This is a genomic window from Actinobaculum suis (assembly GCF_900618115.1).
GTDB lineage: Bacteria > Actinomycetota > Actinomycetes > Actinomycetales > Actinomycetaceae > Actinobaculum > Actinobaculum suis.
On record NZ_UYIO01000001.1, the window covers coordinates 452,446 to 465,280 of the forward strand.

Genomic DNA, 12,835 nt, shown 5'->3' on the forward strand with positions numbered 1-12,835 from the left:
GCCGAGCGTAGCAGCAAGACGAATACATTAGCTGGCAGGGCAATCCTGGCAGGGCAATCTCGGCAACGGTGAATATGACTCCAGCGAGGGGCGCGGCGCCGGCCGCACCCCTCGCCGTTTTGCTAGTTAGTCGGTTGTCCTAGCTAGTCTGTACTAATAGGAAAGGCTAGCGAGGGAGGAAATAGTGGTGGAAAATCCCCAGGAACTACTCGAATTCTTGGATCCGGAACAGCGGCGCGTGGCCACGACTTTGCGGGGCCCGGTAGTGGTGCGGGCAGGTGCCGGCACCGGAAAAACGCGGGCGATCACGTACCGGATCGCGTACGGCGTCGCCACGGGAGAGTACCACCCGAATAATGTGCTCGCGGTAACTTTCACTTCGCGTGCGGCGGGGGAGATGCGTTCTCGCCTGCGTGACTTGGGAGTTGGTGGTGTGGCGGCACAAACTTTCCACGCGGCAGCTTTGCGTCAGCTGTCTTATTTTTGGGGAACGGCCGTGGGTGGAAAAATCCCGCCAATCAGCGAATCGAAATCTCCCTTAGTCTCCCAGGCAGCCGCACAATTGGGGATGCCAACAGACCGGGTTTCGGTGCGTGATTTGAGCGCCGAAATCGAGTGGGCGAAGGTTACTTTGGTGACGCCCGAAAAGTATGCGGAACGGGCCACCGCCGCCGGGCGTACCGATATTGCGGGGCAAACTCCGGAAATGATTGCCCGGCTGCTCCATAAATATGAAGACGTAAAAACTGAACGCGGCGTGATCGATTTTGAAGACGTTATCCTCCTGCTCATTGGCGTGCTCTTGGATCGTGCGGATATTGCGCGGGAAATCCGCGCCCAATACCGCTATTTCGTGGTGGATGAATATCAGGACGTTTCGCCCCTGCAACATCGCCTGCTCCAACTTTGGTTAGGCGGGCGGAAAGACATTTGCGTGGTGGGGGATGTTTCCCAAACGATTTATTCGTTTACGGGTGCTTCGAGCTGGTATTTAGCGAATTTTGTGAAGGAGTTCCCGGAAGCGAAAGAAATCGAGTTGGTGCGTGATTATCGTTCGACGCCGCAAATCGTGGAAGCGGCCAATACGATCATTGCCGATGATGAAAGCGAAGGTGCAGTACATCTAGTTTCCCAAGTGGCTTCCGGGCAACCAGTGGAATACCGCGAATATGAGGATGAAGAAGCTGAGGCCACAGAAATTGCGGAACAGATTGCGCGCGCCCAACAAGATGGCACGCTGCTTTCCGATATTGCGATCCTGTATCGGACCAATGCGCAGTCGGCACAGTTTGAGACCGCGCTGGGCCGGGCCGGAATTTCCTACCAGGTGAAAGGATCGGAGAAATTCTTTTCCCGGCGGGAAGTACGCGAAGCCATGGTTGCTTTGCGGACGGCCGCCCGGGCCGGCGTAACCGGGGAACTGGCGGAAAATGTGCGAAGCGTGCTGCGGCAAACGGGGTGGCGGGATGAAGCTCCCGAAGGTGGCGGTTCGGCCCGGGAACGTTGGGAAGCACTGCATGCCTTGCTGGTGCTCGCGCAAGATATGGAAGAAAAACGCGGGGCCGATTTGCGCGAATTTGTGGCTGATCTAGAAGAACGCTCCCAGTTGCAAAACGTGCCGGAAATAGAAGGGGTCACGCTTTCTTCTTTGCACGCCGCGAAAGGTTTGGAGTGGGAACGGGTATACCTGGCGGGTATGAGTGAAGGGCTCATGCCGATCTCCTTGGCAAAAACTCCGCGCGCCTTGGCAGAAGAACGCCGGCTTCTTTATGTAGGGGTTACGCGGGCCAAGGATTTCTTGCAAGTGTCCTATGCGAAAGGGCGTAATAGTCGCGGCCGGAAGGCTTCCCGTTTCCTAGACCAACTGTGGCCAAAACCGGAAAGCCCGGCTACGGAATGGCGGCGGGGCCGGCGGGAACGGCGCGCCGCAGCAGATAAAGAGTTCCGCGAAAACTATGCCGCAGACGTACCCCTGTTTGAGGCCCTCGTGCAGTGGCGTGCCGATATGGCCCAAGCAATCGATAAACCCGCATACACGGTTTTCCATGACACCACGCTCCGCGCCCTCGCGATAAGCAAACCGGCCAGCATGGAAGAACTCGGGAAAATTCGTGGCATCGGGCCAGCCAAACTCGCCCGCTGGGGAGAAGAACTCCTCCGCGTCCTCAGCACCGGGCAGCCCTAAACACGGAGCGTGGCCGTGAACGCGGGTAGCCCTGAACACGGCGCGTGGCCGTGAACGCGGGTGCCCTGAACACGGCGCGTGGCCGTGAACGCGGGTAGCTCTGAACGCGGGTAGCTCGGGATTCCCGCCGGGGCGATGGAACTATCGGTCCGCAATCACGGTGGGTGATTCGGATACCAGTGGAGCAGGCTGCGGAATGTCCAGGGGAGGGAAATCGGTGGCGGTGCAGGCGCAGGTAGCGCCGGGGCGGATCGCGGCCAGGCCCGGGATGCCCGGCGGGGGCGGAATTCGCAGTTGCTGGTCGCACAGCTCTAGGCAGCATAGGGCCCGCGCGGCCAGCAAAGCGGCATGCTGCAGTTCCAAAAGTGGGGCAAAACCGGGCGGCCGCGTAAAAAGCTGCGGGCTAATATAAGCCCACTCCGGATCGGCATCAACGCGATGCTCATACACGCACCGGGCACAAGCACTCTGGCCCGGCACCACATACGGCCCGACCGTTACGTCCACATCTTCGGAACACACCAGTAAATGCGGGATACCCGCCTGGAAGAAAACATCGCATTCCAAAGGATTGATCGCCCCGGCCGCAGTCACCACCGCGGCGTCCGCCACAACCTCCGCTGCGGTGGCCCGCCCCCGCGTAGTAGCAACCGCTTTCGTTTTCGTGTTTAGGGGATCGGTAGTCACCGTGATTTCCAGTTGCAAATCGCGCATCCCCAAAGCTCCGCGCATAGCCTCCACGCGCGTACCAGTGCCTATCTGGCTCACGTTTAATAACGCCGGATGGTCCGCAAAACCCGTGGGTGCGGCGTCGAAAGTAACCACACTGGCCGCACCGGCAAGCGCCAGGGCAAACACGATTTCTACGCCCAAAGGATCTAAGCGCGGCACGCAAATATGCCTTCCCGCAACCGGTGCCAGCATGCCAGCTGCATCACCAGTTTCAGCTTGGCTCTCGGCGCCGCCCGTTTCCAGATTATCCGCCGCGCTCACGGCCTTCGCTTCACTGCTTGAGGCGGTACCAGGGAGTGAATTAGGGACGGTCCCGGGGAGCCTGCTGGAGCCGGTGCCAGGAAGAGAAGCGGAGGCAGTGCCGGGGCGGGGACTGGAGCTGGTATCGGGAAGCGAATTGGAGCCGGTACCGGGAGACGAATTAGAGCCGGTACCGGGAAGTGAGAGCGGGTGGTCAATTACGCGGGCACGGTGCAGTAGCTCTAATAATTCGTAGAGGCGGTCTGTATTGAGGCCATGTTGTTGGGCGAGCCGAGTTATTTCCGGTAGTGATCTATCGACGGTTAGCGCGGAAATGAAATCTTGTTCGCGCGCCGAAAGGCCAGCTATCACCACTCCGGCGCGCGGGTCGGTACCGATCTGCAAGGCCGCGCGGTTGCGCCAATAAACACCCAAACGAGATTTGATCTTCATGGGCGCAGACTAAACCGCTTGACCACACCCGCCAACTCCCAATCCACAGGTCAGCTACCCACGGGCAGGCTTGCAGGTGTGCCAGCGGTACCAATCCCGCCAATCCTGCGTAAGTAGCGCATGCGTAAGTGGTGCAACCGCGCCAATTCGTTATTTCAGTGCAGGCTAGGCTTCCAAGCTGCGCCACGCTGTGCCAAGTGGCAGCCCGCTGTGCCAAGCGGCAGCCCGCTGTGTCAAGCCCCGCTAAACTGCGCAAAGCTGTGCCACGTCGCCGCGCGTTTAGGAAGCGGGCGGTGTATTTTCGGGGCCGGAACCCGCGGTCGTATCTGTAGCCGGACCTTCGGCGGAGCTCCCCGCAGCGCCTTCCGCGGAGCTTCTTCCCGCGGTATCTTCGGCGGAGCTTGCCGAGGAATCTTCCGCGGAATCTGCAGCGGAGCCGGCCGCCTCCCCTGGGGCAGAATTGGCACCGGCATCGGCACCGGCATCGGCACCGGCACCGGCATCAGTATCGGCACCGGCCGCGGTGGCCCGTGCATTGGCATCGCCGGTCACGGTTTCGCCCCAGCTGGGCTCATGCGGAATTGCGGGGTTGGAACCGGAAGTGCTATCCGCGTTACCGGGAGCGGCGGCGTTATCCGCGCCTTCCAACAGTTCAGCCAGGAAAGCATCGAGTTCCTGTTCGAGCGAAGAATCGGTCTCTTCGCTAAAGAAAGCATCAGGGTTGTCCAAATCTTCGGGCGTGGGCAGCAGATCCGGATGGTTCCACAGAGCATCACGGCCGGTAATATCCCGTTCGGCTTTGGCACGCCGCCAAAAAGCGGTGGCTTCCCGCACGCGGCGCGGCGCCAATTCAAACCCTACGAGCGGGCCGAAAGCCTGGTTGAAAGGCGCTTCGGTAGCGTCCCGGCGCACGAAAATTTCGGCGAGTTTGCGGGCGGAAGGCAAGTGGGCAGCTACGGCGTCGGCAGTTACCGCCGCAATCCAGCCCACCACCAAAGAAATCAAGTGTTCCAGGCTGGCTAGCGAAGCTTCCTGTTCCGGGTTCAGTTCGAAAGCAAACACGTCTGTGAGATCGATTTCGGGCACTTGGCCTTCCATCATGTGTTGCGGATCCAAATCCATTTCCCGCACGCTGTTTTCGATCGCTTGCGTATCAATAGAAATTTCGGAAGCAAAAGCGGCCACATTATCCAAAATGCGGGTACGCAACCACGGGACGCGGGAGAAGAGCCGGGCCGCCGCGGTCTCTCGCACCGCGATATACAGCTCCAGTTCGGAAGCCTCAATATCGAGCCCCTCCCCGAAGGCCTCAATATTTTCCGGTACCAAAGCACAAGTCTCGCCCTCGACTAGCGGGAGGCCGGCGTCGGTAGTACCAAAGGAAATTTCGGCCAACTGTGCCAAACCGCCACCGTATTGCACGCCCAGGATGGAAGAAACAATCTGGTCCGTCATGCTGCCAGACTCTTGGCCGCCCAACATGGATTCGATTATGGCGCGCATTTCTTCGGGGGCGTGCTCCAACTGTTCGGCCATTACTTCGCGGAAAGCGCGCGCAATATTTTCCCCTACCGGTTCGGTGAGTTTCTTGAAGGTAGGCAGGCAGTGGGCCACGAAGTCAAGGCGGCTCCACACTTGGGCCGGGCCGGAAACCGGGCCGATCTCGATCACCGGGTCTAGCCACAGCGAAGCCGTATCCAAAGCGGATCGTGCACTTTCCCCTTGCAAAGCAGAAGGCGTGGAAGAACCATTGTGGATCACAGTTTGCCGCGCCACTTGTTCACCCACATGCCAGTTCACCGGGCCATCCCCAGCACTGCCCAGCATCGAACGGATTTGGTTCGTCACGATCTGGAAACTTTGCGGATCGGGCATAGCAGCACCGCCGCCGGGCATACCGCCCGGATTATTGCGCATAGAATCCAGAATCTGCTCGGCGGCTTCGTCTCCTAAAACCGCTCGCAACATCTTCTCGAATTCGTCATTCGGGTTGGCGTCGGCCATTGCTCCTCCTTCATCGCTCGGTTCACACTATTCCAGATTGCGTGGCCAAAGCGAGCAATTTCAGCTTCACGCAACGCCGCCGGGCCGCGGTTTATTCCCTCGCGGGTGGTTCGCGGGCAGCTCGCGGGTGGATAATCCGCGGGTAGCTATTCCGTGCGGGGACGGTACCCGCGCGTTCGTTCCGGGCGTGCCCGTTTGCGGGGGCGTGTTTCGCACGTTTCCGCACGCGTTTACCTTTACCTTCCCAAGGTACTAGGAAAGGTATGGGAAATTATCCTATTTTCCAGACTCGTGGTGCATGATGGGCAGGTGGCTAAAGGAACTTTGAGAAGTGGCACGGCTTTCGCCGTCGCCTCCGTTATCGCACTCGTCACCCCGGGCGCATACCTGGTTGAATCTGCCGGGCCCGCTATCGACACCGTGGGGGAGATCGACGGCGTCAAACTCGTGGACATTTCCGGTGCCGAGACTTACCCAACAGAATCAAACTACTACATGACCACGGTATCTGCCGCGGGAAACCCGGATGTGGGTGTGCCCGGTGCCCTGGCCGCGGTGGCCCTGCTCGATAAAAACTCGCAGCTCCTGCCCATTCGTGCCCTCTACCCGCGCACCTATACGGCCGCGGAAGACGAAGCCCAAAACGAAGCTGCCATGCAAGATTCGCAAACCGTGGCCGCAGATGTTGCTGCTGAACTGGCGGGCCAGCCGGTGCGCATGAAACTCACCGTTACCGGAGCCCTGGAAGGAGGCCCGGCCGCGGGCAAGCTCGCCGCCGGCGATGTGCTCACCTCGCTTAGTGTGCCGGGAAGCGCCGCTGGGAACGCGCCTAGCACCGAGCCGGGCGGCGAGTCTGGTACCGCGGGTGCCGCGGCCGACGGCGCACAACCGGGCGCCACGAAGTCCGTAGAAACTACTAGTTTCTTGCAAATGGCGAAACTGCTTGCACAAACAGCTCCGGGCACCCCCGTTCAGGTGGGATATTTGCGCGAGGGCGAGCCCGGGGAAGCAACAATTGTGACCTCCGCCTACAATCCTGATCCTTCCGGCTGGGTGAAACCCGGTTCGCAACTGGGCATCGGCGTGACGGTGAGCGACGTCGAATCGCCGGTGCAGGCAAAGTATGCGGTAGAAGATATCGGTGGGCCGAGCGCCGGTTTGATGTTCACGCTCGCTATTTATGACGAGCTCACGCCCGGGTCGCTTGCTGGTAAGGCCACGATTGCCGGGACTGGCACGATGTCTTTCAACGGTGAAGTGGGGCCGATTGGCGGGATTCAACATAAATTGCGCGGCGCGGCGGCGGAAGGGGCTACGGATTTCTTTGCCCCGGCTTTAAACTGCCCGGAAACTGTGGATTGGGAACCGGAAGGCATGAACGTGTGGGCGGTGCGCAATATTCAGGAAGCGATAGCGGCGGCCACACAAATTGGTGCGGGCCAGCGCCCGCAGCTACCCACCTGCCGCGAGCTTGTGGAAGCTGCCCCGCACGTGCCAGATGCCCCTCCTGCGGATGATGCCTCTCCTGTAGCGGACGCAGAATAAAACCTGCCGGGCAAAAGCGGGCAGGTGCGGGTAGGGGGCGTGCAGGGGCGTGCAGGCCCTTCCCGCGGCGGACGCAGAGTAAACCCCTGGTGGGCATAGGCGAAAATATTTTTCGCTGAAGAAAAGTTTTGCCCACATATCTAGCGTGGAAACTGGTTCCGCTGCCTGCGGTCGGTTATCGTTTAACAGATTGTAGGAAAAGCCGTGTGCGAAAGAACACGGAAACGTTAGGACTTCAGCTTGACTACTTACCAGACTTCGACGCGCACGCGCCGATCAGGGGGATTAGGAGCATTCATCCCCACGCTGGTGATCCTTGCTCTTATCGTGGCGGCGCTTGTGGTTACCGCAAACGTCTACACGGAAGTGCAATGGTATTCCCAGCTCGGTGCAGTGCGGGTTTTCTTCACCCAGTGGGGGTGGGCGCTGGCGCTCGGCGTTATCGGCGTCGTACTGACGATGGCCACGGTGATCGTCAACCTTCGCGCTACGAAACCAAAACAGGCAGATTCGGTTTCAATTCCGGCGAATGTGCTGCGCTACCGTAACCTGGCCGAAAAACACAAGTGGCTTACGTATTTGATTTTGCCCTTTGCGATTGCCCTGCTTTTTGGGGCGCCGCTGGCCGGGGAATGGCGCACTTATCTCACGTGGATTAATCGCACACCCTTCGGTGAGGTGGATCCGCAGTTCGGCCGCGAGGTTAGCTTCTACGTTTTCACTTTGCCGGTAATTCAGTCGATTCTGACCTTCTTCACCACGCTGATTATTGTGGCGGCCGCGGTGGCTGCCATCGGGCACTACCTGTATGGCGGAATTAGCGTGGAAGATGGCAAGTTCCGCACCACGAACCGGGCGCGCGTACATTTGACGATCCTCGGCTTCCTTCTCATTTTGATTTTCGCGGCGCAGCTGTGGATTTCCCGGTACAACCTATTGCTGGGAGAAAATGAACGTTTCTCGGGTGCTTCTTACACGGATATTAATGCGGTCTTGCCAGGCCGAACGATCCTGGCGATTCTGCTGCTGATTATTGCCGTGCTTTTCGTGGTTTCGGCCTTGCGCGGCATGTGGCGGTTGGTGACTACGGGCGTGATCGTGGCGGTAGTTTCCGCGCTAGCCGTGGGTTGGGCCTGGCCGCAGCTCGTGCAAAGCTTCCAGGTACGGCCGAACGCAATCGAAGCTGAATCCCCGTACATTCAGCGCAATATTGATGCGACTTTGAAGGCCTACGGGATGGACGATATTGAGACCAAGTCCTACCAGGCCCGTACGGAAGCCGAGTCTGGGCTGCTTGCGGGGGATGCGGAAGCAACCGCACAAATTCGGCTCCTCGATCCGAATATTGTTTCCCCCACCTTTAACCAGATGCAGCAAAACCGGCAGTACTATGCCTTCCCGCAGCAGTTGGCGGTAGATCGCTACCAGCTGCCGGATGAAAAAGAAGGGGTTTTGCGCGATACCGTAATTGGCGTGCGTGCCTTGAACTTGGATGGCTTAGATCCCAACCAGCGCACCTGGATTAACGAACACACGGTGTATACGCACGGTTTCGGTGTAGCGGCCGCTTACGGTAATACGACGACGACGCAAGGCCAGCCGCAGTTCTTCCAGGCTGGTATTGCGGCCGATGGTCAGGCTTCCATCAACAAGCTGGGCGACTATGAGCCGCGCGTGTACTTCGGCCAAAACTTGCCGGAGTATTCGATCGTGGGCGCCCCGGAAGGTACGGAACCGTGGGAAATTGATTACCCTTCCGATTCTGCGGGCGGGCAACAGTACAACACCTATGACGGTAACGGCGGTCCCTCGGTGGGCGGGATTTGGAACAAGCTAATGTATGCGATCAAATACCGCTCTACGGACATCATGTTCTCGGACCGGGTTACCGATGAATCCCAGATTCTGTTCGTGCGTGATCCGAAGGAACGCGTGCAGCGCGTAGCCCCCTACCTGACGCTTGATTCCCGGGTGTACCCGGCCGTGGTGGATATGGATGGGAATCCGGATACGCCGAAGCGGCTGGTGTGGATGGTAGATGGTTATACGACGTCGAACTCCTACCCGTATTCGGCACGCGAATCTTTGCAAGAAGCGACGGTGGATGCGCTGACCGGGCAGGTGCAGCAATCCGCGCAGGTCAACTACATCCGCAATTCGGTGAAGGCCGTGGTGGATGCTTATGACGGTTCGGTGACTTTGTACCAGTGGGATGCGGAAGATCCGATTCTGAACGCGTGGGACCGTATTTTCCCGGGCATGCTCACCCCGGTTTCGGAAATGCCGGGTGATCTTATGGCCCACGTGCGTTACCCGGAGGATCTGTTCAAGGTGCAGCGCCAGTTGCTCACGCGTTACCACGTGACGGATCCGGGTTCGTTCTACACCACCGGTGACTTCTGGAATATTCCGACCGATCCGGGGGCTACGACGACTACCCAGCAGGGAGCGTTTGTTACGAACCAGCCGGAGGCGGGCGCCGGAGTGGCCCAGCCGCCCTACTATTTGACCTTGCAAATGCCGGGGCAAGATAGTGCCGAGTTCTCGCTTTCTACGCCCTTTATTCCGGGTGGGCAAACCAACCGGAATATTATGACGGGCTTCTTGGCCGTCGATTCGAATGCGGGTAATGAGGATGGCAAGATCCGCGAAGGCTACGGGAAGATGCGGCTCTTGGAGCTGCCGCGAGATTTGACGGTGCCGGGCCCCGGCCAGGCGCAGAATAACTTCTTGGCGGATGAGAACGTATCCCGGCAGTTGAACCTGCTCAACCAGGGTGGTACCCAGGTGCGGCTCGGTAATTTGCTGACCTTGCCCGTGGGTGGGGGCATGTTGTACGTGCAGCCCGTGTTCGTGCAAGCTTCTTCGGGTACGAGCTACCCGTTGATGCAGTACGTGCTCACGGCCTTCGGGGATTCCAATAGAATCGGTTTCGCGCCCACTTTGCAGGAATCTTTGGATCAAACCTTCGGTGGTGATTCCGGTGCTAAAGCCGGGGATGCCGCGCTGGAAGATTCGAAGAGCGACCGCGTACCGCCAGCAGCGCGGGGCGATGGCAAGGACGCGCAGGATGGCGCCACGCCGGCTCCGAAGGCAGAAGGGCCGAAGAAGGATAAGCCCGCGGCAACTCCGAAGCCGGATGAGGCGGCAGCGCCAGCACCGGCAGCGGACGCTCCGGCACAGGACCGGCTGAACGCGGCGCTGGGCGATATGCAAGCGGCCGTAACGGAAGCGGAAGAGGCTATGAAGAACGGTGATTGGGCCGGCTATGGAGCCGCTCAAGACAAGCTTCAAAAGGCCTTGGACCAAGCCGTAGCCGCAGACAAGGAGCTCCGGCCTTAAGAACGGACAAGGAACTCCGGCCTTAAGAAGTAGGGCACTCCGCCCTAAATAAAAGTGGCGCCGCTCGCTTCGGCACTAAGCGCCGTTAAAGTGGCGCCGCTAGCTTCGGCACTAAGCGCCGTCTCTGAAACTAAGGCCGGTTGGCCACAGGCGGGGCACGTTTAATCGTGAACGTGCCCCGCCTGCTTTGTTATTTCCTTTTACTTCCTAGTACGCGGCCCTTTGTTTTCCGGTACGGGGCTTTCTGGTGCGCGGCCTCATGCCGCGAGACTTCGTGTTGTACGACTCGTTGATGCGCGGCCTCATATTGTGCTGCTTCCGAATGCGCAATGTTACTCAAAACACCTTGCGTTTTTGATGAAAGGTGAGTAATGTAGATATCTGTCGCCGCGGGGTGGAGCAGTTCGGTAGCTCGCCGGGCTCATAACCCGGAGGTCGTTGGTTCAAATCCAGCCCCCGCCACTACTGAGGAAGCCTCAGAACCTTTTGGTTCTGGGGCTTTTATCATTTGTGTTAGCTCCTCTGGAAGAAGTTCCGTAATAGGCACGCCGAGCGCTACCGCGGCTCCCACAACGTCGGAGGCTGACCAACCCACGTGGCCGCGCAGTTTGCGTGAAAGCGTTGCAGGCGCGACGCCGATTTTGTCTGCCAGGTCAGTTTGTTGCATTTTGCGTCTGCGCACCCAAGTCAAGACGCGTTCAGCGATTATGTCATCGACAGTAAGTTCGACTGTTTTGTATTTCACGATCATGTCCACAACATTAGCAGTTACGTCCAATCTACGCAATTTGCTAATGATTGCACAACGAGCGCACGGCTGTTATGATGATCCCGTAATTGCAGAAACGACAAGAAGGTGATTCGGTGTTCATGACTACGGCGGAGGTTGCGAAGCTTCTTCAGGTGTCTCGCAGCACCGTATTGAACTGGTGCAGAAACGGAAGTCTGCCTGCTATCCGTACACCTGGTGGCCAGTTTCGCATTCCTAAGTCGGAGGTTGATCGCATTCTTGCGCCTGCTAATGGTGGTGGGGTTGCTCGTTGTGAGAAGGATGTGGCGTCATGAGTTGGCGGGCGTCTGCGTGGGCTTTGGATCAGGTGCGTGGTATTGGTGCTAATTGCAAGCTCGTGCTGCTGTCGTTGTGCGAGTTTGCGAATGATGAGCAGGTGACGTGGCGGTCGATGGGTGAGATAGCTCATCGTTCTGAGTGTGAGGTGCGTACCGTGAAGACTCATTTGAAGTCTTTGGAGGAGTGGGGGCTCATTACTCGCACGCCTCGTTATCGGTGGTGCGATTCTGATGCCCCCTCGTGTGCTAGTCGTGGTGCTCATAAGCACCGGTCTGGTACTGATTATCGGGTGAATATGGAGGTCGGTGACTTTGATGCTTCAAAGCAGGAAGCACCAGCCGGTAAACCTGAACCTGCGGAAAACCGTCCTGTGGATAACTCGCCTGTGGATAACTCGCCTGTGGAAAACTTGCCTGTGGATAAGTCCACAAGTGCAAAGTTTGCACCTGTGGAGGAAGTGGCGGAATCACGCGGGAAAGTCCACAAGTGCAAAAGTTTCACCTGTGAGGAGGGGGAGGGTTCCACAGGTGCAAATTCTCGTCTGCCACAGGTGCAAAAACATGTACCCATAAGATCAGTTAACCCCCATGTAGATCCTCCAGCCAGCCATACGTTGACTGGTTCTAACGAGACCGGGCGGGTAGGTTCGCGTTCGGGCTTGGTGGCTGGCGGGCGTGAAAGTGTGCAAGGCGGGACTGGCGACGTGGTGGCCGGGGCGGCTGACGCCGGCCCCGGCGAGCCTGGCCTGTCCGGGCCTGGTCGGGGCGGGCCGGGCTTGCGCGTGGTGGCAGACCCGGCCCAGGACACCTCGCCAGCCCCGGTCTCAGATTCCGCGGCTGGTGTGGGTGTGGATTTGGGCTTGGTGGATGCGTGTGTGCCTTCTCGGTTGCGTGAGGTGTTACTGCCTTCGGCGTTGGGCCGGGTGTGCGATCTGCTGCGTGAAGCGTTGCGTTTGGGTTGGAAACCGATTCAGATTCACACGCGGTTGAACATGGATCCGTTCCCGCAAGATGCGAAGAATCCGGCTGGTTTGGTGATTTTCCGGGTTGGCCAGTTCACCAGTGAGGTGCCGGCTACGGCCCGTAAGGCCCGGTCGCATACGAACTCGCTGGTGGACACGAGTGTTCCGGCCGGTGAGCGGGCTAGTGCTCCGCCTGCTGGGTGGGCTGAACTGGGCGAGAAACTGCGTGCTAACGCGGCTTTAGCACACCGGGAACGGGGGTGGTAGCAGCTAGTTAGAACCATATTCTGGAAGAATGTTTTTA

General features: G+C 58.9%; 8 protein-coding genes and 1 tRNA gene. 6 read left to right on the top strand and 3 right to left on the bottom strand.

Going from position 1 to position 12,835, the window contains the following annotated elements; genetic code table 11:
* The first annotated feature begins 184 nt into the window (after window positions 1-184).
* Window positions 185-2,185 carry an ATP-dependent DNA helicase UvrD2 gene (locus H8274_RS01845; protein WP_244924494.1) on the top strand — a complete coding sequence of 667 codons (2,001 nt, stop codon included), beginning with the start codon at window positions 185-187 and terminating at the stop codon, window positions 2,183-2,185.
* Window positions 2,186-2,326: 141 nt separating this feature from the next.
* Here H8274_RS01845 and H8274_RS01850 read toward each other — a convergent pair whose 3' ends face one another.
* The gene (locus H8274_RS01850; RefSeq protein ID WP_185933677.1) at window positions 2,327-3,610 is read right to left on the bottom strand and encodes a hypothetical protein; all 1,284 of its coding nucleotides are present in this window, start codon (window positions 3,608-3,610) and stop codon (window positions 2,327-2,329) included.
* A gap of 279 nt (window positions 3,611-3,889) precedes the next feature.
* Window positions 3,890-5,614: a zinc-dependent metalloprotease gene (locus tag H8274_RS01855; RefSeq protein WP_083078477.1), complete on the bottom strand. Its 1,725-nt coding sequence runs from the start codon at window positions 5,612-5,614 to the stop codon at window positions 3,890-3,892.
* 309 nt (window positions 5,615-5,923) lie between these two features.
* Here H8274_RS01855 and H8274_RS01860 point away from each other — a divergent pair, with 309 nt between their 5' ends.
* The 3 genes from H8274_RS01860 to H8274_RS01870 all read left to right on the top strand — a co-directional run bounded on the left by H8274_RS01860 (window position 5,924) and on the right by H8274_RS01870 (window position 10,963).
* The gene (locus tag H8274_RS01860; protein ID WP_185933678.1) at window positions 5,924-7,159 is read left to right on the top strand and encodes a YlbL family protein; all 1,236 of its coding nucleotides are present in this window, start codon (window positions 5,924-5,926) and stop codon (window positions 7,157-7,159) included.
* A gap of 240 nt (window positions 7,160-7,399) precedes the next feature.
* Window positions 7,400-10,501, top strand: a complete 3,102-nt coding sequence (locus H8274_RS01865; RefSeq protein ID WP_185933679.1) for a UPF0182 family membrane protein — start codon at window positions 7,400-7,402, stop codon at window positions 10,499-10,501.
* A gap of 388 nt (window positions 10,502-10,889) precedes the next feature.
* Window positions 10,890-10,963 (top strand) — tRNA-Met (locus H8274_RS01870).
* On the opposite strand, the gene H8274_RS09960 is transcribed toward H8274_RS01870, so the two are convergent.
* Window positions 10,923-11,252, bottom strand: coding sequence for a helix-turn-helix domain-containing protein (locus H8274_RS09960; protein ID WP_185934425.1), 330 nt, complete (start codon window positions 11,250-11,252; stop codon window positions 10,923-10,925). The genes H8274_RS01870 and H8274_RS09960 overlap by 41 nt on opposite strands.
* 119 nt (window positions 11,253-11,371) lie before the next feature.
* On the opposite strand from H8274_RS09960, the gene H8274_RS01880 reads away from it, so the two are divergent.
* Window positions 11,372-11,566 carry a MerR family transcriptional regulator gene (locus H8274_RS01880; RefSeq protein ID WP_185934426.1) on the top strand — a complete coding sequence of 65 codons (195 nt, stop codon included), beginning with the start codon at window positions 11,372-11,374 and terminating at the stop codon, window positions 11,564-11,566.
* On the top strand, window positions 11,563-12,798 hold the full coding sequence (locus H8274_RS01885) for a helix-turn-helix domain-containing protein (protein WP_185933680.1): 1,236 nt from the start codon (window positions 11,563-11,565) through the stop codon (window positions 12,796-12,798). The genes H8274_RS01880 and H8274_RS01885 overlap by 4 nt, the downstream gene beginning before the upstream one ends.
* Window positions 12,799-12,835 lie beyond the last annotated feature (37 nt).